Origin of the sequence: Blastococcus saxobsidens, from assembly GCF_010682065.1 — a bacterium.
Classification (GTDB): Bacteria; Actinomycetota; Actinomycetes; order Mycobacteriales; family Geodermatophilaceae; genus Blastococcus; species Blastococcus saxobsidens_B.
The window spans coordinates 295,651-318,903 of sequence record NZ_JAAGWG010000002.1 but is presented as its reverse complement, the minus strand read 5'-3'; the positions used below and the strand labels follow the sequence as shown (position 1 = coordinate 318,903).

Annotated in this window: 19 protein-coding genes and 1 tRNA gene; 12 read left to right on the top strand and 8 right to left on the bottom strand. The window is 73.7% G+C overall.

Going from position 1 to position 23,253, the window contains the following annotated elements:
• Nucleotides 1-133: 133 nt before the first annotated feature.
• Nucleotides 134-1,312: a helix-turn-helix domain-containing protein gene (locus GCU60_RS02615; RefSeq protein WP_163202051.1), complete on the bottom strand. Its 1,179-nt coding sequence runs from the start codon at nucleotides 1,310-1,312 to the stop codon at nucleotides 134-136.
• A 45-nt stretch (nucleotides 1,313-1,357) separates the two neighbouring features.
• On the opposite strand from GCU60_RS02615, the gene GCU60_RS02610 reads away from it, so the two are divergent.
• Genes GCU60_RS02610 through GCU60_RS02600 form a run of 3 tightly spaced genes read left to right on the top strand, consistent with a single transcriptional unit; the run spans nucleotide 1,358 to nucleotide 3,838 of the window.
• On the top strand, nucleotides 1,358-2,056 hold the full coding sequence (locus tag GCU60_RS02610) for a phosphatase PAP2 family protein (protein WP_163202050.1): 699 nt from the start codon (nucleotides 1,358-1,360) through the stop codon (nucleotides 2,054-2,056).
• Complete coding sequence (locus tag GCU60_RS02605; RefSeq protein ID WP_163202049.1) at nucleotides 2,053-2,598, top strand: pirin family protein; 546 nt, start codon at nucleotides 2,053-2,055, stop codon at nucleotides 2,596-2,598. Before GCU60_RS02610 ends, GCU60_RS02605 begins: the two co-directional genes overlap by 4 nt.
• A gap of 34 nt (nucleotides 2,599-2,632) precedes the next feature.
• Nucleotides 2,633-3,838: a M20 metallopeptidase family protein gene (locus tag GCU60_RS02600; protein WP_163202048.1), complete on the top strand. Its 1,206-nt coding sequence runs from the start codon at nucleotides 2,633-2,635 to the stop codon at nucleotides 3,836-3,838.
• A gap of 4 nt (nucleotides 3,839-3,842) precedes the next feature.
• On the opposite strand, the gene GCU60_RS02595 is transcribed toward GCU60_RS02600, so the two are convergent.
• Nucleotides 3,843-4,871 carry a substrate-binding domain-containing protein gene (locus GCU60_RS02595; RefSeq protein WP_163202047.1) on the bottom strand — a complete coding sequence of 343 codons (1,029 nt, stop codon included), beginning with the start codon at nucleotides 4,869-4,871 and terminating at the stop codon, nucleotides 3,843-3,845.
• 210 nt (nucleotides 4,872-5,081) lie between these two features.
• Here GCU60_RS02595 and GCU60_RS02590 point away from each other — a divergent pair, with 210 nt between their 5' ends.
• The 5 genes from GCU60_RS02590 (at nucleotide 5,082) to GCU60_RS02570 (ending at nucleotide 11,127) form a co-directional block, all read left to right on the top strand.
• Nucleotides 5,082-6,407, top strand: coding sequence for an extracellular solute-binding protein (locus GCU60_RS02590; RefSeq protein ID WP_163202046.1), 1,326 nt, complete (start codon nucleotides 5,082-5,084; stop codon nucleotides 6,405-6,407).
• A 133-nt stretch (nucleotides 6,408-6,540) separates the two neighbouring features.
• Nucleotides 6,541-7,527 carry a carbohydrate ABC transporter permease gene (locus tag GCU60_RS02585; protein ID WP_163202045.1) on the top strand — a complete coding sequence of 329 codons (987 nt, stop codon included), beginning with the start codon at nucleotides 6,541-6,543 and terminating at the stop codon, nucleotides 7,525-7,527.
• 9 nt (nucleotides 7,528-7,536) lie between these two features.
• Nucleotides 7,537-8,442 carry a carbohydrate ABC transporter permease gene (locus GCU60_RS02580; protein ID WP_163202044.1) on the top strand — a complete coding sequence of 302 codons (906 nt, stop codon included), beginning with the start codon at nucleotides 7,537-7,539 and terminating at the stop codon, nucleotides 8,440-8,442.
• Between the two features lie 94 nt (nucleotides 8,443-8,536).
• Nucleotides 8,537-9,637, top strand: coding sequence for an ABC transporter ATP-binding protein (locus tag GCU60_RS02575; protein WP_163202043.1), 1,101 nt, complete (start codon nucleotides 8,537-8,539; stop codon nucleotides 9,635-9,637).
• Between the two features lie 92 nt (nucleotides 9,638-9,729).
• Nucleotides 9,730-11,127 (top strand): GH1 family beta-glucosidase, encoded by a 1,398-nt coding sequence (locus GCU60_RS02570; RefSeq protein ID WP_163202042.1) that lies wholly within the window; start codon nucleotides 9,730-9,732, stop codon nucleotides 11,125-11,127.
• Between the two features lie 96 nt (nucleotides 11,128-11,223).
• Here the strand turns inward: GCU60_RS02570 and aceE are convergent, their stop codons facing one another.
• On the bottom strand, nucleotides 11,224-14,028 hold the full coding sequence (aceE, locus tag GCU60_RS02565; RefSeq protein WP_163202041.1) for a pyruvate dehydrogenase (acetyl-transferring), homodimeric type: 2,805 nt from the start codon (nucleotides 14,026-14,028) through the stop codon (nucleotides 11,224-11,226).
• Nucleotides 14,029-14,450: 422 nt separating this feature from the next.
• Between aceE and GCU60_RS02560 the strand changes: the two genes are divergently transcribed.
• The 3 genes from GCU60_RS02560 to GCU60_RS02550 all read left to right on the top strand — a co-directional run bounded on the left by GCU60_RS02560 (nucleotide 14,451) and on the right by GCU60_RS02550 (nucleotide 15,491).
• A complete protein-coding gene (locus GCU60_RS02560) occupies nucleotides 14,451-14,870 on the top strand; it encodes a DUF3052 domain-containing protein (protein ID WP_163202040.1) in 420 nt (139 codons plus the stop codon).
• 43 nt (nucleotides 14,871-14,913) lie between these two features.
• Nucleotides 14,914-15,375, top strand: coding sequence for a peroxiredoxin (locus GCU60_RS02555; protein ID WP_163202039.1), 462 nt, complete (start codon nucleotides 14,914-14,916; stop codon nucleotides 15,373-15,375).
• Between the two features lie 44 nt (nucleotides 15,376-15,419).
• Nucleotides 15,420-15,491: transfer RNA gene (locus tag GCU60_RS02550), tRNA-Val, on the top strand.
• A gap of 79 nt (nucleotides 15,492-15,570) precedes the next feature.
• On the opposite strand, the gene GCU60_RS02545 is transcribed toward GCU60_RS02550, so the two are convergent.
• Complete coding sequence (locus tag GCU60_RS02545) at nucleotides 15,571-16,383, bottom strand: esterase/lipase family protein (RefSeq protein ID WP_163202038.1); 813 nt, start codon at nucleotides 16,381-16,383, stop codon at nucleotides 15,571-15,573.
• A 217-nt stretch (nucleotides 16,384-16,600) separates the two neighbouring features.
• Here GCU60_RS02545 and GCU60_RS02540 point away from each other — a divergent pair, with 217 nt between their 5' ends.
• Complete coding sequence (locus GCU60_RS02540) at nucleotides 16,601-17,512, top strand: alpha/beta fold hydrolase (protein WP_163202037.1); 912 nt, start codon at nucleotides 16,601-16,603, stop codon at nucleotides 17,510-17,512.
• A gap of 48 nt (nucleotides 17,513-17,560) precedes the next feature.
• Here GCU60_RS02540 and GCU60_RS02535 read toward each other — a convergent pair whose 3' ends face one another.
• From GCU60_RS02535 to GCU60_RS02520, 4 genes are all read right to left on the bottom strand, one after another.
• Nucleotides 17,561-18,541: an NAD-dependent epimerase/dehydratase family protein gene (locus GCU60_RS02535; protein ID WP_345770342.1), complete on the bottom strand. Its 981-nt coding sequence runs from the start codon at nucleotides 18,539-18,541 to the stop codon at nucleotides 17,561-17,563.
• Between the two features lie 71 nt (nucleotides 18,542-18,612).
• A complete protein-coding gene (locus tag GCU60_RS02530; protein ID WP_204261227.1) occupies nucleotides 18,613-20,061 on the bottom strand; it encodes a WS/DGAT/MGAT family O-acyltransferase in 1,449 nt (482 codons plus the stop codon).
• 152 nt (nucleotides 20,062-20,213) lie between these two features.
• A complete protein-coding gene (locus GCU60_RS02525) occupies nucleotides 20,214-21,209 on the bottom strand; it encodes an alpha/beta fold hydrolase (protein WP_345770341.1) in 996 nt (331 codons plus the stop codon).
• 43 nt (nucleotides 21,210-21,252) lie between these two features.
• A complete protein-coding gene (locus tag GCU60_RS02520; protein WP_163202035.1) occupies nucleotides 21,253-23,217 on the bottom strand; it encodes an FUSC family protein in 1,965 nt (654 codons plus the stop codon).
• Between the last annotated feature and the right edge of the window lie 36 nt (nucleotides 23,218-23,253).

The following is a 23,253-nucleotide window of genomic DNA, read 5'->3' as shown; positions in this document are numbered from 1 at the left end:
GATCGTCGTCGCGCGCGGTGGGCTCCGGTACGAAAGCCCCGCGGTGATCTTTGTAGGAACCCTCCAACACATGCAGGGTTCCGGGGCTCCAAGTAGCCCGGAACTGGTGGGATCCGGACGGCTCCCGAGCCGATCAGTGCCAGAGGGAGCGGTCGTCGTCCAGGGCGGCGAGGGCCAGGGCGACCTGCAGCGTCCAGCTGCCCCGGGGGTCGGTGGCCGACAGCCCGGTGAGCTCGGCCGCCCGCTTGAGGCGGTACCGCACGGTGTTGGGGTGCACGAAGATGGCCCGGGCGCTGGCCTCCAGGTTGCCGCCGCTGGTGAGCACCGCGCGCACGGTCTCCAGCACCCCGCCACCGGCCGCCCGCAGGGGTGCGGCCACCCGCTCCTGCAGGGCCGCGCGGGCCAGCGGGTCGCCGTCCAGCGCACGCTCGGCGAGCAGGGCGTCGGCGGGGACCGGGCGGGGCGCCTCGGGCCAGGCCCGCGCGGCCCGCAGCCCGGCCAGCGCCGTCGCGGCGGACACGGCGGCCCGGCCGAGGCCGTCGACGACGGGACCGGTGACCACCGGTCCCTCGCCGAACTCGTCGCTGATCCGCTCGGCGGCGAACTCCAGGTCCTGCACGCTGCCCAGCACGACGACGAGCTGCTCGGCGTGCACGCCCACCAGCACGTCGCAGCGCAGCGCCCGCGCCGCCCGGCGCACCGCGGCGTGCGGGTCCTCCACGCCCTTCGGCGCGGCCCCCACGACGACCAGCGCCGGGGTGGTCGCCGCCCAGCCGAGCGCCGCCGCCCGCCCGGAGAGCTCGTCGGACCGCTCGCCGCGCACCAGTGCATCGACCGCCAGCGCCTCCAGCCGGGCGTCCCAGGCGCCGCGGTTCTCGGCGAAGCTGGCGTAGACGTGCGCGGTGGCGAAGGCGACCTCGCGGCTGTACTGGAGCACCGCCAGGCGCAGCGCGTCCTCGTCGCCGGGCTCGGCCACCGAGGCGACGTGCTCCTCCATCACCTCGACGGTGACCTTGACCAGGTCGACGGTCTGCTTCAGGGCCACCGCGCGCACCAGCTCGCGCGGAGCGGCGCCGAACACCTCGCCGGTCAGCCGCGGGGGGCGGCCGGGGCTGCGGCACCACTCGACCAGCGAGGCGATGCCGGCCTGGGCCACCAGGGTCACCCACGAGCGCTGGTCGGCGGGCATGGCGCGGAACCACGACAGGTCCTCGTCCATCCGGGCGACGGCCTGGGTGGCCAACGACCCGGACGCGCGCTCCAGCCGCCGGAGGGTGGCCTCCGACGGTGGGCGGCTGCTCACCCGGCTCACCCGGCCAGCGTGTCACGCCGGACCGTGCCGAGGGACAGTGGACCGGTGAGCTTTCCCCCGGTCGGCCACCCCGATGTCACCCGCGCGCGTGCCGGGTCCCCGGCGCGGCCGGCCGTGACCGCGGTCGCGGCGGCTGTCGTGGTGGCGCTGCTGGGCGCCGGTGTGCGCACCGGCTTGGCGCCCCAGCTGCGGCTGGACGCGGCGGTCAGCGAGGCGCTGTACGCCGGGGACGGGAGGGCCGCCGCGCTCGACGGGCTGCTCGAGGTCGTCACCGCCCTGGGGCTCTTCTGGGTGCGGCTGCTGGTGCTGCTCCCGGTGGTCGCCTGGCTGGCCGCCCGCCGGCGGTGGCGGACGGCGGCGTGGGTGGTGCTGGCCGCCGGGCTGGTCGGCCCGGTGACCACCGTGCTCAAGGAGTTCTTCGGCCGGGTCCGCCCGCCGTTCGCCGACGGCGGTCTGCGCTACGAGTCGCTCAGCTATCCCAGCGGGCACTCGTCGGGCATCGTCGCGTTGGTGACGGTGTGCCTGGTGCTCGCCTGGCCCCGGCTGTCACCGGCGGCCCGGCGGGTGTGGTCCGCCGTCGGCGCCGTGCTGGTGCTCGTGGTCGGGCTGACCCGCATCTGGCTGGGCGTGCACTACCTGTCCGACGTGCTCGGCGGCTGGTCGCTCGGCCTGGCGTGGTGTCTGCTGGTGGCCGTGCTCCTCGACGCCCTGCCCGGCGGCCGTGCCGCCCTCCCGCCGCGATGAGCGGCCTCGACCCGCGGGTGGTGCTCGCCCCCGACGACGGATCCCGCGGCCCGCTGCTGCGCGTCGCCGACGACCGGCTGGCGCCCTCTGCCGGCTACGGGCGGCACGAGCACCGGGCGGTCGACGTCGTCGCCGTCGTCCTGGCCGGCGGGCTGACCCACCGCTGGGGCGACGGTGCCGCGATGGCCGCCGGCGACGTCGCCGTGCTGCGGGCCGGCCGGGGACTGGCCCACGACGAGGTCGCCGGCGACGACGGTGCCCGGGTGCTGCAGTGCTACCTGCGCAGCGCCGACCCGGGCGCCCCCGTGTCCCACGTCGTGCACCGCGGCGTCGACGGGTGGCTGGACCTGGGTCGCACGGACGCCCGCCTCTGGCTGGGCCGCGCGGTGCCGGCGGCTGCGCTGGAGACGCCGCCCGGCCTGGCGCTCGTGGCCGGTCCGGCGGGGACGCTGACGCAGGAGGCCGGTCCGGTGCGGGTCGACGAGCCGTCCGTGGTGGTCGTGTGGCAGCTGGACGCCGGCCGGCCGGCCTGGGCGGACTGACCTGCGTTCACCCGCTCGTGTGACAGTGGAGGGCATGCCGACCAGCCCCTCCGACCTGCTCAACGCCGCCTACTCCGATGCCGACCGCACCATCGAGCTGCGCCGGCAGCTGCACCGGCACCCGGAGATCGGTCTGCACCTGCCGCGCACGCAGGCAGCGGTCCTGGAGGCGTTCGCGGAGCTGCCGATCGAGGTGACCACCGGGTCCTCGACCAGTTCGGTGGTGGGCGTGCTGCACGGCGCGCGGCCCGGCCCCACCTACCTGCTGCGCGGTGACATGGACGCGCTGCCGGTGCACGAGGACAGCGGCCTGCCGTTCGCCTCCGAGGTGCCCGGCGCGATGCACGCCTGCGGGCACGACACCCACGTGGCGATGCTGGTCGGGGCCGCGCGGCTGCTGGCCCGGCGGCGCGAGGAGCTGGCCGGCCAGGTCGTGTTCATGGTCCAGCCGGGGGAGGAGGGCTTCCACGGCGCCCGCTACATGCTCGACGAGGGGCTGCTCGAGGTCGTGCCCGAGGCGCCGGTGAGCGGTGCGTTCGCGCTGCACATCTCCTCGACCATGACCAGCGGGACGATCAACCTGCGCCCCGGGCCGATGATGGCCGCGGCCGACCAGTGGCGGATGACGCTGCGCGGCCGGGGCGGGCACGCCTCCGAGCCGCACGCCGCCGCCGACCCGATCCCCGTCGCGGCCGAGATCGTGCTGGCGCTGCAGGCGATGGTGACCCGCCGGGTCGACGTCTTCGACCCCGCCGTGGTCACCGTCGCGCACATCGAGGCCGGCTCGACGAACAACGTCATCCCCGACACCGCGGTGCTCGAGGGCACCATCCGGACGCTCTCGGCCGAGCGCCGGGCCGACGTCGTCGCGTCGGTGCAGCGGGTGTCCACCCACGTCGCGGCGGCCCACGAGATGGAGCTGCACTGGGAGCACTTCGAGGGCTACCCGGTCACGCGCAACGACCCGGGGGCGGCGGCGCAGGTGCTCGAGACCGCCGCCGCGCTGCTGGGCCGGCAGGCCAGCGTGCTGATGCCCGCCCCGCTCATGGGCGCGGAGGACTTCTCCTACGTGCTGCAGGCGGTGCCCGGCGTCATGGCGTTCCTGGGTGCGTGCCCCCCGGGGCTGGACCCCGCGACGGCGCCGGCCAACCACTCCAACCTGGTCGTCTTCGACGAGGAGCCGCTGCCGGCCGGCGTCGCCCTCTACGCGCAGATGGCACTGCAGGCCCTGTCGGGCTGACCGCTCAGGCCGAGGCGCGCCGGACCAGCGAGGTCGCGCAGACCCGCGTCTCGGCCGTGCGTTCACCGCTCTCGATCTGGTCGAGCAGCAGCTCCACCATCAGGCCGGTCATCTCGTCGAGGGGCTGCGCCACCGTCGTCAGCGGCGGATCGCACACGGCGGCCACCGCCGCGTCGTCGAACCCGACCACGGCGACGTCCTCGGGCACCCGGCGGCCGGCCGCCCGCAACGCCTGGAGCGCCCCGACGGCCATCGGGTCGGAGGCGACGAAGACGGCGTCCAGGTCGGGTGCGTCGGCCAGCAGCCGGGTCATGGCGCGCACGCCACCGGCCTCGGTGAAGTCCCCCTCGGCGACCAGTTCCGGCGCCGGGGTCCGCCCGGCCTCGGCGAGCGCGGCGCGGTACCCGGCGAGCCGGTCCAGCCCGGCCACCATGTCCGTCGGCCCGGAGATCGTGGCGATGCGGCGGCGGCCCAGGGACAGCAGGTGCCGGGTGGCCGCGGCGGCCCCGCCGGCGTTGTCGGCGTCGACGTAGGCGACCGGCCGGCCGTCCAGCGGGCGCCCGGAGAGGACCACCGGGACGTGGCCCCCGGTGAGGATGTCGGGCAGCAGGTCGTCGTTGTGCAGCGACATGAGGATCACGCCGTCGACGTGGCCCTGCCGCACGTAGCGGCCGATCTTCTCCTGCTCCCGCTCACCCCGGGCCGCCAGCAGCACCAGGTTCAGGTCGGTGTCGGCCAGCCGGGCGGACAACCCACGGACGATGCTGGCGAAGAACGGGTCGGAGAAGACCTGGGTGTCGGCCTCGGAGAGCACCAGGGCGATGGTGTCCGTGCGGCGGGTGACCAGGCTGCGGGCCATCCGGTTGGGCACGTAGCGCAGCGCCTCGACAGCGGCCTGCACGGCGACGCGGGCCTCGGGGCTGACCCGGGGTGAGTCGTTGATGACCCGGGAGACCGTCGCCCGGGAGACGCCGGCGAGGTCGGCCACCTCGCCCAGGGTCGGCGTGGACGTGCGCGCTCCGGTGGTGGTCACCGCCACCTCCTCTCGTCGGACGCCGACGGCGGGGAGGGCGCCGACGCGTCCTCCGTTGTCCCCACGCTAGCGCCATGAAAACGTTTCCACGACCCCCTTGACAGTGGTTTGTGACTCGGGCCACTCTTCCGGGCAACGTCGTGAGAGCGTTCTCACGGTGACGCCGGCACCCAGCCCCCGGGTGCGGCCGACGACCCCAGGAGGTCTGCGATGTCTGTGTCCGGGAAGGGCAGGGCGGTGTCGGCGGCGACGCTGGCCGTCGTCCTGATGACCGCCGCGTGCGGCGGCGGTGCCGACGCCAGCGATGAGCCGTACGACCCGGACGCACCGGTCACGCTCACGCTCGGCCTGTTCGGCACGTTCGACTTCGACAACGCGGGGCTCTACGAGGAGTACATGGAGCTCCACCCGAACGTCACCATCAAGCAGAACACCGTCGCCCAGTCCGCCCCCTACTACAAGTCGCTGCAGACCCGCCTGGCCGCGGGCTCCGGCCTCGACGACATCCAGGGGCTGGAGATCGGCTTCATCGCCGACGTCGTGGCCAACCACGCCGACGCCTTCGTCGACTTCGGGGCCGAGGAGAACGCCGACGAGCTCGAGGCCAACTTCTACGACTGGAAGTGGGGTCAGGCGAGCAGCCAGGACGGCAAGGTCGTGGGTCTGGGCACCGACGCCGGCCCGGAGGCCATGTGCTTCCGCAGGGACATGCTGGAGCAGGCCGGCCTGCCCACCGACCGCGCCGAGCTCGGCGAGCTGTGGTCGACGTGGGACGAGTACCTCGACGTCGCCCGCCGGTACCAGGCCTCGCCGACCAAGCCCGCGAACAGCTCCTTCGTCGACAGCCCGGCGAGCATCTTCTCCGCCTCGGTGTACCAGGGCGGGACGGCCTACAACGACGAGGACGGCAACCCGATCCCGGAGGAGAGCGACGGCGTCGAGTCGGCCTGGAGCTACGCCAGCCAGGCGGCCGAGGAGGGCCTGACCGCCAACCTGTCGCAGTTCGGGGACGAGTGGGTCGCGGCCTTCCCGAACAACGCGTTCGCCACGCTCGCCTGCCCGGCCTGGATGCTCGGCTACATCAAGTCGCAGATGGGTGACGAGGGCGCCGGCCTGTGGGACGTCGCGCCGCTGCCCGGCTCCAGCGAGTCCGCCGCGAACTGGGGCGGGGCCTGGCTCGGGGTCCCGGCCGACGGCCCGAACGTCGAGGCCGCCAAGGACCTCGTCGAGTGGCTGACCGCCCCCGAGCAGCAGGTCAAGCTCTTCACCCGCACCGGGCACTTCCCGTCCAGCCCGCAGGCGGCCGAGGACCCGGCCGTCGTCGGGCACGTCGACGACTACTTCAGCGGTGCGCCGACCGGCGAGATCTTCGGCGAGTCGGCGGCGGCCATCAAGCGGACGCCGATCGGCCCGTACGACACCCAGATCCAGGAGGCGTTCACCACGGCGCTGACCGACGTCGCGTCGAGCAGGACCGATCCCGACGAGGCCTTCCAGGACGCGCTCAAGGCCTCGCAGCAGGCCATCGGCGGCTGAGCTCCGGCTCGGCGCACGCCCACCGGACGCGGTGCCCGGGAGAGATCCCGCTCCCGGGCACCTGCACCCCGCCGCCCCCGGCCGACCCCGGGGACCCCCGGTCCGCCCGTACCCGAAGAGCCCGAGGCCCCGCATGACCATCGCGAGCCAGAGCCCCACCCAGGCGCTCGTCGCAGCCCCCGCTCCCGCCACCCCTCCCGCCCAGCGCCCCCCGGCCCGCCGCCGCCGGCGGCTCAGCCAGAACCGGTGGGGCTACGCCTACGTCGCGCCGTTCTTCCTCGTCTTCGGGGCCTTCAGCCTCTATCCGTTCCTCTACACCGCCTGGGTGTCCCTGCACCGCACCAGCCTGTCGAACATCGACGGCGGCACCTGGGTGGGCCTGGAGAACTACCGCAACCTGTTGCAGAGCGAGTTCTTCTGGAACGCCGCCCGGAACACCCTCACGATCGGCATCCTCGCCACGGTGCCGCAGCTGTGCATGGCCGTGGGCCTGGCGCACCTGCTGAACTACAAGCTCCGCGGCCGGACCTTCTTCCGGACCGTGATGCTCATGCCCTACGCCACGAGCATCGCCGCCGCGACGCTGGTGTTCGCCCAGCTCTTCGGCCGGGACTACGGGCTGATCAACACCGCGCTGGAGGCGGTGGGGCTGGAGCGGATCGACTGGGAGAGCGGCACCTGGAGCAGCCAGTTCGCCATCGCGGTGATCGTCACCTGGCGCTGGACGGGCTACAACGCGCTGATCTACCTGGCGGCCATGCAGTCCATCCCCGGTGAGCTCTACGAGGCCGCCGAGATCGACGGGGCCAGCCGGTGGAAGCAGTTCCTCCACGTCACGGTCCCGTCGCTGCGGCCCACGATCCTGTTCACGATCGTCGTCTCGACGATCGGGGCGGTGCAGCTGTTCGGCGAGCCGCTGCTGTTCGCCGGCAACGGCACGACGTCAGGTGGCTCCTCGGGGCAGTACCAGACGCTCGGCCTGCTGATGTACCAGCAGGGCTGGAGCAACTTCCACATCGGTCAGGCGGCCACCACGGCCTGGGCGATGTTCATGATCATCCTGCTCGTCGTGGGGCTGAACGCCGTCATCGGCCGCCTCCGCGCCCGGGCCGACCGGTAGGGGCCGGACATGACCATCACGCTGCCCGGCACCCGCACCACCGACGTCCGGCCCGTCACCGCGCGCGGCGGCCGCCCCCGCAGGGGGAGGGGCACCAGGTCCGGCAAGGCCGGGCCGGTGACCTACACGCTGCTCACCCTCACCGCGCTGGTGTCGATCTTCCCGCTGTACTGGACGGTGGTGGCCGGATCGCACACCAACGCCGAGCTCGCCGCCACGCCGCCGCCGTTCCTGCCCAGCGCCAGCCTCTTCGACAACTTCGCCGCGGCGCTGGAGCAGGCGCCCATCGGCAAGGCGATCCTCAACTCGGTGCTGGTCTCCGGGGCGATCACCGTCGGCACCGTGCTGTTCTGCACGCTGGCCGGTTTCGCCTTCGCCAAGCTGCAGTTCCGCGGCCGGGGAGTGCTCCTCGCGCTGGTCATCGGCACGATGATGGTGCCGACCCAGCTGTCGGTGATCCCGCTGTTCATGATGATCGCCGACCTGCAGTGGGTGAACCAGCTGCAGGCGGTCATCCTGCCGACGCTGGTCAGCGCCTTCGGCGTCTTCTTCATGCGGCAGTACCTGATCAGCGCCCTGCCGAACGAGCTGCTCGAGGCCGGGCGCGTGGACGGCGCCTCCACGTTCCGGATCTTCTGGTCCATCGTCGTCCCGGTCGCCCGGCCGGCGATGGCCGTCCTGGCGATGCTGACGTTCCTGACCGCCTGGAACGAGTTCTTCTGGCCGCTCATCGCCCTGACCACCGCCAACCCGACGGTGCAGGTGGCGCTGGCCGGCCTCGGCTCCGGTTACGTGCCGCAGCAGTCGGTGATCATGGCCGGCACCCTGCTCGGCACCCTGCCCGTGCTCGTCGTCTTCACGATCCTCGGCAAGCAGATCGTCGGCGGGATCATGCAGGGCGCGGTCAAGGGATGACGGCCGGCCTCCAGCGGCGCCCCGCGAGGCGCCGTCCCGCAGCGCGTCCGTGCGCTCCCCAGCCCACCCCTTCCTCCCGAAAGAGGCCCGTCCCATGGCGACCGTGACGTTCGAGCAGGCCACCCGCATCTACCCGAGGACCGAACGGCCGGCGGTCGACGGGCTCGACCTCCGGATCGACGACGGCGAGTTCCTCGTCCTCGTCGGACCCTCGGGCTGCGGCAAGTCCACGTCGCTGCGGATGCTGGCCGGTCTCGAGGAGGTCGACACCGGCGCCATCCGCATCGGCGACCGCGACGTCACCGACTCCCCGCCCAAGGACCGCGACATCGCGATGGTCTTCCAGAGCTACGCCCTCTACCCGCACATGACCGTCGAGCAGAACATGGGCTTCGCGCTCCGGCTCGCCGGCATCGGCAAGGCCGAGATCGCCCGGCGGGTGGCCGAGGCAGCGGCGATCCTGGACCTGAGCGACTACCTGCAGCGGCGGCCCAGGGCGCTGTCCGGCGGCCAGCGGCAACGGGTCGCGATGGGCCGGGCGATCGTGCGGAGCCCGCAGGTGTTCCTCATGGACGAGCCGCTGTCCAACCTCGACGCCAAGCTGCGGGTGCAGACCCGCACCCAGATCGCCCAGCTGCAGCGGCGGCTCGGGACCACCACCGTCTACGTCACCCACGACCAGGTCGAGGCCATGACGATGGGCGACCGCGTGGCCGTGCTCAAGGACGGTCTGCTGCAGCAGTGCGACACCCCGGGGGCGCTCTACGACCGGCCGGCCAACGCCTTCGTCGCCGGGTTCATCGGCTCACCGGCGATGAACCTCGTGACCGGTCCGGCGGTCGACGGCGGCGTCCGGCTGGGGTCGGCGGTCCTCCCCGTCCCGCGCGACCGACTGGCCCGGGCCTCGGCCGGCACGGGCAGCGTCACCGTCGGGTTCCGGCCCGAGTGCCTGGAGGCGGCCGCGCCCGGCGAGGGCTTCCCGGTCGTCGTCGACGTCGTCGAGCAGCTCGGCTCCGATGCCTTCCTCTACACGCGGCTGCCGGTGGGCGACACGGGGGAGCAGCTGCACTCCTCCGACGTCGTCGTGCGGGTCGAGCCGCGCAGCGCCCCGCCCGTGGGCGCCACGGTGTGGCTCCGGGGCGCCGCCGGCGGCCTGCACGTCTTCGACCCCGCCTCGCAGGCCCGCGTCGACTGAAGAAGGACCCCCTGCCCCCGCCGCTCGCACGCTCGCGGCGGGTCTCTGCAGGGGCCACGGACCTCACCCACGCCACAAGGAGAAACGCGCCCATGACCTCGACCGACGTCCGTCCGGAACTCGCTCCCGGGTTGGCCTTCCCGCCCGGCTTCACCTTCGGCGCGGCCACCGCCGCCTACCAGATCGAGGGTGCGGTCGACGTCGACGGCCGCGGCCCCTCGATCTGGGACACCTTCAGCCACACCCCGGGCGCCACCTACCTGGGGCACACCGGCGACGTCGCCGTCGAGCACTACACGCGCTACCCGCAGGACGTGCGGCTGATGGCCGACCTCGGCCTCTCGGCGTACCGCTTCTCGGTCGCCTGGTCGCGGGTCCTGCCCGAGGGCGCCGGCCGGGTGGAGCAGCGCGGGCTGGACTTCTACCGGCGGCTGGTCGACGAGCTCCTGGGCCAGGGGATCGAACCGTGGCTGACGCTCTACCACTGGGACCTGCCGCAGGCCCTGCAGGACGCCGGGGGATGGGCCGCCCGCGACACGGCGGCGCGCTTCGCCGACTACGCCGAGGTCGTGCACGGGGCGCTCGGGGACCGGGTGCGGCACTGGTCGACGCTCAACGAGCCGATGTGCAGCGCGCTGCTGGGGCACATGTCCGGGCAGCACGCGCCGGGGCAGCAGGACCCGGTCGCGGCCGCGCGGGCGACCCACCACCTGCTGCTCGGCCACGGTCTGGCCACCCAGGCCCTGCGGTCGCGGGGCGCGGACAGCCTGGGGGTCACGCTGAACTTCACGCCGATGACGCCGGCCACCGACCGGCCCGAGGACGTCGACGCCGCCCGGCGGCTGGACGGCCAGCAGAACCGGATGTTCCTGGTGCCGATCGCGACCGGGGAGTACCCGGCCGACGTCGTGGCCGACCTCGCGGCGGCCGGGGCGCCGCTGCCGGTCGAGGACGGCGACCTGGCGGTGATCGCGGCGCCGCTGGACTGGCTCGGCGTCAACTACTACTTCGAGTCGACGGTGGCGGTGGGGGAGCGGCCCGCCGGCCGGCCGACGTCGTTCATCGGCGCCGAGGACGTCGTCGAGCTCGAACCGGAGGGGCCCACCACCACGATGGGCTGGGGGATCAGCCCCGGCGCCTTCACCCGGCTGCTGCTGAGGATCGCGAGCCAGGCGCCGGGCCTGCCGCTCGTGATCACCGAGAACGGCTCGGCGTGGCCGGACGAGGTGTCCGACGACGGGGCGGTGCACGACCCCGAGCGGACCGACTACCTGCTGCGCCACCTCGAGGCCGTCACCGAGGCGATCGAGGGCGGTGCCGACGTCCGCGGGTACTTCGCGTGGTCGCTGCTGGACAACTACGAGTGGGCGCGGGGGTACGCGCAGCGCTTCGGGCTCGTGCACGTCGACTACGCCACGCAGCAGCGCACCCTCAAGGACAGCGCCCACGCCTACGCCGAGGTGTTGCGGGCGCACCGCGAGCAGGGCTGAGCCGGCCCGGCGGACGTCCAGCCGTGCCGTGACGCGGCTGGACGTCCGTCCGAGCGGCTCGACCCGCCTCCCCGGACGAGGAGGCGGGCCGACCCGTCACGTTGCCGGGCTGGGGTCCGAGCGCTCCTCCGCGGGCGCGGCCTGCACGTCGCGCACCTGGTACTTCTCCACCGCCTGGCGGACGGTCGCGCGGTCGACCTGCCCCTTGTCGGCCAGGGAGGCGAGCACCCGCACCACGATCGACTCGGCGTCGACGTGGAAGTGCCGGCGCAGCGCCGGGCGGGTGTCGGAGAGACCGAACCCGTCGGTGCCCAGCGTGGACATCCCGCCCGGGACGTAGGGCGCGATCAGGTCGGGGACCGAACGCATCCAGTCCGACACCGCGACGACCGGCCCCTCGGCGTCCTGCAGCTTCGCCGTCACGAACGGGACCTGCGGGTCCTCCTCCGGGTGCAGCAGATTGTGCTCGGCGACCTCGTCGGCCTGCCGGCGCAGCTCACCCCACGACGTCACCGACCACACGTCGGCCGAGACGCCCCAGTCCTGCGCCAGGAGCTCCTGGGCCCGCAGCGCCCACGGCACGGCGACGCCGGAGGCCAGGATCTGCGCCTTGTGCCCGTCGAGCTGCGGTCCCTCGGCGTAGCGGTACATGCCGGCCAGCAGACCCGGCACGTCCAGGTCCTCCGGCTCGGCCGGCTGCACGAAGGGCTCGTTGTAGACCGTCAGGTAGTACATGACGTCCGCCGACCGGTGGCCGCCCAGCGGGGCGCCCGGGTCGTCGCCGTACATCCGGACGAGGGCGTCGCGGGTGATGTGGGCGACCTCGTAGGAGAAGGCCGGGTCGTAGGAGACCACCGCCGGGTTGGTGTGGGCGAGCAGGAGCGAGTGCCCGTCCTCGTGCTGGAGGCCCTCGCCGTTGAGCGTCGTCCGGCCCGCGGTGGCGCCGAGGATGAAGCCGCGGGTCATCTGGTCGGCGGCCGCCCAGAAGCCGTCGCCGGTCCGCTGGAACCCGAACATCGAGTAGAAGATGTAGATCGGGATCATCGGCTCGCCGTGCGTGGCGTACGAGCTGCCGACGGCGGTGAACGACGCCGTGGAGCCGGCCTCGTTGATGCCCTCGTGCAGGATCACGCCCTGCTCGGACTCCTTGTAGGCCAGCATGAGCTCGCGGTCGACCGACGTGTAGCGCTGGCCAGCCGGGTTGTAGATCTTGTGGCTGGAGAAGAGCGAGTCCAGGCCGAAGGTGCGGGCCTCGTCCGGGATGATCGGCACGAACCGCGGGCCGAGCTCCTTGTCCTTGAGCAGCTCCTTGAGCAGGCGGACGAACGCCATCGTCGTCGCCACCTCCTGCTTGCCGGAGCCGCGGCGCAGCACCTCGAGCGCCTTGTCGTCGGGCGCCTTGAGCGCCTTGGCCTCCGACCGGCGCCGGGGTACCGCCCCACCCAGCTGCCGGCGCCGCTCGAGCATGTACTTCATCTCGTCGGAGTCCGGGTCGGGCTTGTAGTACGGCGGCAGGGTCTTGTCGAGCGCCGAGTCGGGGATGTCCAGGTAGAGCCGGTCGCGGAAACCGGCGAGGTCCTCGGCGGTCAGCTTCTTCATCTGGTGGGTGGAGTTGCGGCCCTCGAAGTGGCTGCCCAGCGTCCAGCCCTTGATGGTCTTGGCGAGGATGACCGTGGGCTGGCCCTTGTGGTCCATGGCGGCCTTGTAGGCGGCGTAGACCTTGCGGTAGTCGTGGCCACCGCGGGCGAGGTCCCACACCTCCTTGTCGCTCATGTGCTCCACGAGCTTGCGGGTGCGCGGGTCGCGGCCGAAGAAGTGCTCGCGGACGAAGGCGCCGTCCTCGGCCTTGTAGGTCTGGTAGTCGCCGTCGGGCGTGGAGTTCATCAGGTGGACCAGCGCGCCGTCGCGGTCGGCGGCCAGCAGCTTGTCCCAGCCGCGGCCCCAGATCACCTTGATGACGTTCCAGCCGGCGCCGCGGAAGAACGACTCCAGCTCCTGGATGACCTTGCCGTTGCCGCGCACCGGGCCGTCGAGGCGCTGCAGGTTGCAGTTGATGACGAAGGTGAGGTTGTCGAGCTCCTCGCGGGCGGCCAGGCCGATGGCGCCCAGCGACTCGGGCTCGTCCATCTCGCCGTCGCCGAGGAACGCCCAGACGTGCTGGTCGGAGGTGTCCTTGATGCCGCGGTCGTGCAGGTACCGGTTGAACCGGGCCTGGTAGATCGCGTTCAGCGGGCCCAGGCCCATCGAGACGGTGGGGAACTCCCAGAAGTCCGGCATGAGCCGGGGGTGGGGGTAGGAGGACAGGCCGCCGCCGGGGTGGCTGACCTCCTGCCGGAAGCCGTCGAGCTGCTGCTCGGTCAGCCGGCCCTCGAGGAACGCGCGGGCGTAGATGCCGGGGGAGGCGTGGCCCTGGAACCAGATCTGGTCACCGCCGCCGGGGTGGTCCTTGCCGCGGAAGAAGTGGTTGAAGCCCACCTCGTACAGCGACGCCGACGACGCGTAGGAGGAGATGTGCCCGCCGACGCCGATCCCGGGCCGCTGGGCGCGGTGGACCATGATCGCGGCGTTCCAGCGGATGTAGGCGCGGATCCGGCGCTCGATGTGCTCGTCGCCGGGGAAGTACGGCTCGCGCTCCGGCGCGATCGTGTTGATGTAGTCGGTGCTGCGCAGCGACGGGACGCCGACCTGCTGCTCGCGGCTGCGCTCGAGCATCCGCAGCATCAGGTACCGAGCGCGGTTGCGGCCCGCGTGGTCGATGACGGCGTCGAGCGAGTCGACCCACTCCTGGGTCTCGTCGGGGTCGGTGTCGATCAGCTGGCTCGGCAACCCACTGGTGATGACCGGGCGGGGCTGGCCTGTGTCGCGGGCGGGGTCGCCGTCCGTCTGCTGCGGTGCGCTCATGCCCCCATCGTCCACCGCCGGAGTAGTCGCCGTCACGTCTCGTCCCGATCTTCGGTGTCGTCGTGTCGCTCCGGACCGGCCCCGGGACGGTGAGCCCCGTGCGTGCAGGCTTGCGCCGTGCCCGTCATGGCCTACGCTTCCGACCTGCGGTGCCTTCCGTAGCGGCACCGCCCCCGGGCGGGCGACCGCCGGGAGGCGAACGCGTCGGCGCAGCGAGAGGGGTGACATGACCGGGGTGCGGGTGGTCCTCGCGCTGGTCCTGTCCTCCTCCGACGGCTCCCGGTCGCTCGGCGCACATCGCCTCCGCGTCGTCGGCACGGTCGTCCCGTGACCCGTCCCCGCGCGGTCACCGTCCCGACAGGGCACCATCCACACCACACCGGATCATCAGCAGGAGCGGCACGCATGGAGGAACAGCAGGGATGAGCGTCGACAGCGCCGGCATGGCGGCCCGGCTGGGCATCAAGCCGGGCATGGTCGTGCAGGAGCTCGGCTGGAGCGAGGACGCCGACGAGGACCTGCGCGACTCCATCATCGGGGCCTCCGGCAGCGAGATGGTCGACGAGGACACCGACGAGGTGGCCGACGTCGTGATCCTCTGGTGGCGGGAGGACGACGGCGACCTGTTCGACGCCCTCACCGACGCGCTGACCTCGCTGGCCGACGAGGGTGTGGTGTGGCTGCTCGTGCCCAAGACGGGCCGGCCGGGTCACGTGGAGCCCGGCGACGTCACCGAGGTGGCGCCCACCGCGGGGCTCTCGCAGACCAGCAGCGTCTCCGCGGCCAAGGACTGGTCGGGCATCCGCCTGGTCACGCCGAAGGCCGCGCGCAGCCGCCGTTGACCCGCTCACCGGCGCGCTCCGCCGGTGCGGCACGATCGCCGTCATGAGCCTCTCCGTCGGCGATCGCGCCCCCGAGTTCAGCCTTCGCGACCAGGACAAGCAGGTCGTGTCCCTCACCGAGCTGCGGGGCACGCCCGTGCTGCTGGTCTTCTACCCGTTCGCCTTCTCCGGCATCTGCACCGGTGAGCTGTGCCAGCTGCGCGACGAGCTGGCCGCCTACACCGACGCCGGCGTCACGGTGCTGGCCATCAGCACCGACCCGGTGTTCAGCCTCAAGGCCTTCAAGGAGCAGGAGGGCTTCGACTTCCCGCTGCTGTCGGACTTCTGGCCGCACGGTGAGGTCGCGAAGGCCTACGGCGTGTTCAACGACAAGGCCGGCATGGCCGTCCGCGGCACCTTCCTCGTCGACGCCGAGGGTGCCGTCGCCTTCACCGAGGTGAACGGGCCCGGTGACGCGCGCGAGCAGTCCGGCTGGAAGGACGCCGTCGCGAAGCTCGCGGCCTGAGGCGGGCCGACCACAGGGCCCGGGGCACCTACCCTGGGCCCGCGGGGCGCGTAGCTCAGCGGTAGAGCGCTCGCCTTACAAGCGAGTGGTCGGGGGTTCGAACCCCTCCGCGCCCACCCCGTGACGTACTGGAACGGCCCTCCTCCAGGGGCCCGCCGCGAGCTTGCGAGCGGTGGGGAGGAGGAGGGTCCTTCCTCAGGCGGCGGATGCGGCGGAGATGTCGACCGGGCCGGGGGCCGCGGGCGTCGCGGGCTTCGGGAAGGCCGGGCGCAGGAACGCCGGGGCCTTGAACGGCTGCCAGCTCCCCTCGGGCTGGGCGAGCCGGTCGGCGACCGCCCAGATGGCCGCCGGGTGGTGGCCGATGCCCAGGTGGCTGGCCGTCACGGCGATGTTCTCGCAGCGCTCGCCGGGCACGTTGAGGCAGGTCTGCCAGTGCACGATGCCGTCGAAGTGCGAGTAGATCGAGGTGGCCGGCACGGGGAGCGGGCAGCCCTCGGACTCCAGCGGGTACTGACGCTGCTCCACGTGCAGGTGGGCGAAGCGGTCGAACGCCTTGCCGGCCCGGGTCTGGCTGTGCCGCTCGATGCGGAACGGGCTGCCGAGGGTGATCACCTGGCGCACCTGGTCGGGGCGCTGCCGGGCGAGGTCGCGGGCGAAGATGCCGCCCAGGCTCCAGCCGATGACGGTCACCTCACGGCGGTAGCGGCCGTGGAGGTAGTCCAGCTTGTCGCGCAGGCCGTTGACGCAGAGGGCGGTCGGGCCGATGTTGCGGCCCAGCCCCCAGCCGTGCACCCGGTAGCCGAGCCGCCGGAGCGTCGCACGGAGGACGCGGGTGGAGTTGTCGTCGGCGAGCAGGCCGGGGAGGACGAGCACGGGGTGGCCGTCACCCTTGGGCAGCCGGGTCGCGAGCGGCCGCGCAGCCAGGTAGAGGCCGTAGTCGGCGACCGCCCGCCCGGGCTCGGTGAGGTAGAGCGGGAGTGCCGGGCCGTCGCCCTGCTGTCGTGCCACGTCGTCCTCCTGGCTGCCGTTCGTTCGTGGAAGGGCTGTACCAAGATGGGGCCTGGCTCACACTTGCGATAGACAACCACGCGGGCAGATGTTGCCGAATTGTGGCCTACGCCATATCGGACGTCGGCGTTCCGCGTGGTTGCGGGGGCCCCCGGCCACTGCGGCGCCTGGCAGGACGTGCCACGGTACGGGCTCCGGAACGGCGAGGGGAGCGCGAATGGGCGGGAACGGTATGCCGGGGGACAGCCGCACTGTCGACCTCGGCGGTCCGGTGCACTACGTGGACTTCGGCGGGCCGGCGGACGGCCCGGTGCTGGTCCTGGTGCACGGCCTGGGCGGCTCGCACCTCAACTGGGACCTCTTCGCCCCGCTCGTCCGGGAGCACGCCCGCCTGTTTGCCCTCGACCTGCCGGGCTTCGGGCGCAGCGAGCCCGGCGGCCGCACGGCCAGCGTCTCGGCGAACGTGGCCGTCCTGCACCGCTTCCTCACCGAGGTGGTGGGCGAGCCCGCGGTGCTGGTCGGCAACTCCATGGGCGGGATGATCTCGATCCTGGAGACCGGGGAGCACCCCGCGGCCGTGCGCGGCCTGGTGCTGCTGGACCCGGCGGTGCCCGGCCCGCGGCGGGCGCTGGACCCGCTCGTGGCGATCACGTTCGCCCTCTACGCGCTCCCGTTCGTCGGCGAGCGGTTCCTGGGGTGGCGCCGCCAGCGCCAGTCCGCGCTCGCCCGGGTCCGGGAGATGCTGCAGCTGTGCGGGGTGGATCCCGACCAGGTGCCCTCGCAGGTCATCGACCGGTCGGTCGGCCTGCTCGAGGAGCGCAAGGACGTCGAGGGCATGGACCGCGCCTTCCTCGCCGCGGCCCGCTCGCTGCTGAAGGTGCTCGCCGACCCGCGGCGCTACCGCTCGGCGATGGCGTCGATCGGGGCGCCCGTGCTGCTCGTCCACGGCGAGCGCGACCGGCTGGTGCCGGTGGCCGCGGCCAGGGACATCGCCCGCCGGCACCCGGCCTGGCGGTACGTCGAGATGTCCGGCGTGGGGCACGTCCCGCAGCTGCAGGAGCCCGACCGGGTCGCCGGTGAGGTGCTCGGCTGGATGCGGCAGGAGGCGCTCACCGGCTCGCAGGCCTGAGCCGGCGACGGCGCCGGACCCCGAACGGGGTACCGGCGCCGCCCGCCCTCAGCGGTCCTCGCGCAGGGTGTCGCGCAGCGCCTCCAGCCCGGTGTAGCGCGGCTGCCAGCCGAGCTCCTCGCGGGCCCGGGTGGTGTCCATGATCGCCGGCCGGCTGGCCGCCTCGATCCACTCGGCGACCGGCGGCAGGAACGGCAGCCGGGAGACCGCGCGGGCGGCCGCCTGGGCCGGCGCGGCCGGCAGCGGGATCGGGATGGCGCCGAACTCCCGGGCCACGTCCGCGGCGGTCAGGACCCCGTCGCCGGCGATGTTGTATGCCCCGGCCGGGCCTGCCCCGACCACGCACAGCAGCAGTGCCTGGCCGACGTCGTCCTGGTGGACGAACTGCAGCGGGTGCGTGGGCACCAGCAGGGGGACCGGGACCGGCAGCCGCCGCGGGCGGCCGAAGAGCTTGCGGCCCAGCGGGGCCAGCGGCCCGGGGAGCACGTCCTTGGCGCCGATCGCGTGCGGCCCCAGCACCACCGGCGGACGCAGCAGGTACAGGTCCAGCTCGGGCGCGGCGGCGGATTCGTCCGCCAGCAGGTGCTCGAGCTCGGCCTTCTCCTGGGCGTAGAACAACCGGGCCGCCGGGCGGACCGGCCACTCCTCGCTGATCCGGTCGGGGTTGTCGCGGTGGAAGCCGTACGCCGCGACCGACGAGGAGTAGACGAAACGCTTCGCGCCCACGGCCGCCGCCGCCCGGAAGACGTTCAGCGTGCCGTCGACGTTGATCGCGCGGGTCGTCTCGCGGGAGGCGTTGCCGGTGATCAGGAAGGCCAGGTGCACCACGACGTCGGCGCCCTCGAAGGCCTCCCGCAGCGTCTCGGGGTCGCGCACGTCGCCCTGGCGGTAATGCATCTTCGTCCAGCCGCGCTCGGCCGGGTCGAAGGGTCGCCGGGCGATGCCGATGACCCGCCCGATCCGGTCGTCGTCCTGGAGCAGCGGCACCAGGCCGGCCCCGAAGGTGCCGGTCGGCCCGGTGACGGCCACCGTCAGCTTCTTCGCGTCGCCCGACCTTCCCCGCCTGCCCGCCGCGCCGCCGGCCCGCTGCCTGCCCGGGCTCACCGGGCGGCTGCCCGCGCCGCGGGCTTCGCGCCCGCCGGCTGCGTGACCTCGGGGGTCGCCTTCTCCGCCCGCGCGTACTCCAGCAGCTCCTCGATGCCCGACCGGATGCCGCCGGAGAGCACGTCCACGTCGGGGAAGGCGTCGAAGTCGGCGTTGATGCCGAAGGTCATCGTCTTCAGGTAGCTGAAGATCCCGATCGAGCACCGGGTGCCACCGGCGATGGGCACGTACGCGTGGGCGGTGGACATCCGCCGGCCGAGCACGTAGAGCGGCACCCGCGGGCCCGGCACGTTCGTGGTGACCGCCTGGCACCACATCTGGCCGGCCTGCACCGCGGCCCGGACGCCGAGGGAGAGCAGTGAGGGCGCCACGAAGTCACCCATCGAGATGATCGACGGGACGTCGACGGCCTGCATCGCCTTCTTGTACTCGTCCATCTGGCCGCGGACGGTCCGCAGACGGGACACCGGGTCCGGATCGCCCACGGGGAGGTCGACGAACACCGCCGAGACCCGGTTGTCCAGGCTGCCCTTCTGGTTCTCCGACCGGACCGACACCGGCACCATCGAGCGGACCACCAGGTTCTCCGAGGAGAGCTCGCCGCGGCCCTTGAGCAGGTCGCGGAAGCCCTTGGTGATGGCGGCCAGCACGACGTCGTTGACGGTGCCGCCCAGCGCGGTGCGGACCTCCTTGAACTCGTCGAAGTTGCCGGCGGTCCACGCCCAGCGCCGGTGGGGGCCGATGGGCCCGTTGAGCGAGCGGGCGGTGGGCGTCGCGGCCTGCTTGGCCAGCGAGGGGATGGTCTGGGCCAGCGTGCGGCCGGAGTCGGCCACGCTCTTGGCGGTGCGGACGGCGCTGCCCACGGTGGGCAGGCTGGTCAGCGTGCGCAGCGGCTGGGTCACCGCCTCGGTGACCGCGCCGGCCACGAGCGCGACGCCGGAGGGGTCGCGGCGGGGTGTCCAGTCCCGCGGCTCGTCGTGCTCGGCGTCGGGGGAGAGGTCGAACATCAGCTGCATGAGGTCGGTGCCGGCGACGCCGTCGACCATGCAGTGGTGGACCTTGGAGATGATCGCCCAGCGGCCCTCGGCGAGGCCCTCCACCAGCCACAGCTCCCACAGCGGCTTGGCCATGTCGAGACGCTGGCCGAGCACCCGGCCGGCCAGGTTGCGCAGCTGCTCGTCACTGCCCGGCGAGGGCACCGCGGTGTGCCGGACGTGGTAGAGGATCTGGAAGTGGGGGTCGTCCACCCACATCGGGCGGCCCAGCTGCAGCGGCACCTCGCGCACGCGCTGCCGGTACCGGGGGACCCGCGGCAGCTTGCTCAGCAGCAGCCGGACGACGTCGCCGTAGGTCGGGGCGGGGCCCTCGAACACGGCGACCGAGCCCACGTGCATGGGTGTGTTCTCGCTCTCCGCGAAGTAGAACCCGCTGTCGAGGGCGCTCATGCGATCCACGTCTCGCTCCTAGCCGCCCCACCTGGTCTCGGTCGGGCCGTCGCACGGTCTCGGTTGGCCGCCGAAGTTAGGTGTGTCGCGGAGTACGCGCAACCTGAGCATGTGGCGGCGGACACACTCTGCATGCCCCGCTGCTCCGCTGGTCAACCGGCCCGGCGCTGTCCGGCCTCCACCCGGTCGAGCAGCTCCAGCAGTGCCCGGTCCACCACGTCGGTCCGGGTGAGGTTGACGCTGTGCCCGGCCCCCTGCACGACCACCAGCTCGGCGTCCGCGCCGATCCCCGCGGCCAGCCGCCGGCCGTGCTCGACGGGGGTGAGCCGGTCGTGCGTGGCGGCGACGACGGTGACCGGGATCCGGCTCAGCACCGGCAGCGCGGCGTACTCCTCGTGGTCGAGGAAGGTCGCGTAGAAGGCGGCGGTGACGGGGAACGGCGTCTCCTCCAGCAGGTTCTGGACGAGCCGGACGCTCGTCGGGTCGGCGTCGGCCCGGGTGCCGAAGAGCAGCCGGCGGGTGAACCAGCGGCCGAAGACGCTGCCGCGACGCCGGAACCGCTCGAGCAGCGGGGCCACCAGCTGCAGGCCCCAGAGGTAGACGGGCAGCAGCCGCAGCCACCGGACCACCTTGACCGCCCGCCCGAGGATGCCGGTCTCCACCAGGCCGCCGGCGGAGGTCGCCAGCAGGAAGGCGCCCACCACCCGGGGGCCGAACAGCTCCGGGCGCCGGCGGGCCAGCGCCATGATGCTCATGCCGCCCATCGAGTGGCCGACCAGCACGACCGGGCCGGAGGGCACGACGGCGTCGAGCACCTGGGCCAGGTCGCGGCCGGTGCGGTCGATGGTGGCGTCCGGCAGGGGCGTGGCGGCCGACCGGCCGTGCCCGCGCTGGTCCCAGAACACCAGCCGGGCCCGGTCGCGCAGCGCCCGCCGCTGCAGCTCCCACTCCGCCAGGCGGGCGGTGAACCCGTGGCAGAACACCACCGTCAGCGGCGCCTGCGGGCCGTCACCCGCCCCACCGCCCCCATCCGGCCCGTCGAACTCCACGTGCAGGTCGACGCCGTCGTCGGTCCTGACGACGCGCGACCCCGGCGGGGGCGGCACGTCGAGCGGGGGCAGGGTCAGCAGGGGCGGATCGCTCGGCACCGCGCCATCCCAGGGCCCCGCGGCGGGCGGCGCAACCGGAGGATCAGCGCGGGGCGCGCCAGGAGGGCGCGGACTCCCGCATCAGCCGGCGGACCGCGTCCACCTCGCGGGCGACCGGGGCGAGGACGCCGTCGGCGTGCAGCTCCGCGTCGTCGGGGGCCCGGTGGGCCCGGACGTCGTCCTCCAGCCTGCGGATCGCCCGGCGCAGCGTGGCCACCTGCGCGAGGTCGGGTGCCGGCTCCCCGCCGCGGGTGGCGATCACCGCCTCGGTGACGGCGTCGGAGGTGCGCTCCAGCTGGACGATGACCGGCCACCAGGCGGCGGCGCGGGTGCTGATCGGGGGCGGTTCGGCCAGGCGGCGCTGCAACTGCGTCTGGAGCTCGGTGAGCGCGCGGTAGTTGCGCCGCCGGGCACGGCGCCGTTCGGCCGGGCTGCCGGTGAAGGCGGCGTCGACGAACTCGTCCAAGGTCACGGCGGCGTCGCGCAGCGCCTGGTCCAGCGGCGCCCGCCAGGTCTGCGGCCACAGCAGGTAGCCGAACACCAGCACGATGGCGCAGCCGACCAGGGTGTCGAGCAGCCGGGCGCCGACCAGCCCCGGTCCGCCGGGCAGCGCCAGGTCGAGCATCAGGATGATCAGCGGCGTCTGGAAGACCGAGAACAGGCCGAAGTTGGTGTCGCGGGCCCAGGGCAGCACGGCGGCCGAGGCGGCGAGCGCCACGACCACCCAGCCGTTGCGCGGCAGCACCGCCAGCAGCGCCGACCCCAGCAGGACGCCGAGGAGCGTGCCCGCGCCCCGCTGGATCGCCCGCGTGAAGACCGATCCGAAGTCGGGCTTGAGCACGATCGCCACGGTCAGCAGCACCCAGTAGGGGCGCTCGAACGGCAGGTACTGCCGCGCCACCTCCGCGACCGACATGCACAGCGCCAGCCGGACGGCGAAGGCGCGGGCGTCGGCGCTGGACAGCGTGCGCTCGGCGACGGCGCGCAGCCGCGCCCGCGTCGTCTCCACGGCCGGGAGCGCCGCGGCGCTGGCCCGTTCCTCCGGATCGCCGACGACGTTCCACGCCAGCCGGACGCCGTGCCGCACCGCGCGCACCGCGGGGGGTCCCTGTTCCAGGGCCGGCGGCCGGTCCTCCGCCAACGGCCGGCTGCCCGCCACCGCCGCGGCCAGCGCGTGCGCCGCGGCGATGTCCTGGGGATCGGCCGGCACCCCGGCGCGGGCGGCGGCCACGGCGCCCTCCACCAGCGGCGCCGCGGCGTTGAGCACGCCGGCCAGCTCCGAGAGCTCCCTGGTCCGGCCGGAGGACCGGCTGCGGCTGCGGATGACCCGGTCGTAGGCCGCGTTCAGCGCCGTGGTCAGGGCCCGCCGGGCTGCCGGCGCCCCGTCGGTGCCGGCGGACCCGAGCAGGTCGGCGATGCGCGTGAAGACCGCGGCGACCGCCGAGCGGTCGGGGTCGACCGCCTCGGTGCGGATCTGGACCAGCGTGCCGAGCGTCGCGAAGGCCGCTCCGCAGAGGAAGAACCCGACCTCCTCGGCGGCCGAGAGCGGCGTGATCAGCCCCGAGGCCAGGGCGGTGTAGACGAGCAGCTGGAGGGCGCCGAGGGAGAGCGCCGCGTTGACCGCGCTGATCAGCGCCGCGGCGGCCGACAGCAGCGCGATCACCAGGACCGGCTCCCAGCCACCACCGGTGGCGTACTGCCCGGCCAGCAGGCCCAGCGTGCCGAAGGCGGTGGCGGCGGCGGTGCGGCGCAGGCGGTCCCGCAGCGGGCCCGGCTGCGGCGCCAGGCAGGCCGCGAGCGCCCCCATGGTCCCGAAGACCCCGGCGCCGAGGACGGCCCCGGCCTCGACCCCGCCACCCACCCAGATCGCCAGGGCGAGGGGCGCCGGGATGGTCACGCCGAAGCGGACGACGTCGCGCCACGGCACCCGTGGCGGGGTGGTGCGCAGCAGATCCTCGAGCCACGCGGGTGCCCGGAAGCCCCGGTCCCGATGCCACCGCTCCGCCACGACGACGAGCTTGTCATTCCGTCGCGGTGGCCGCGC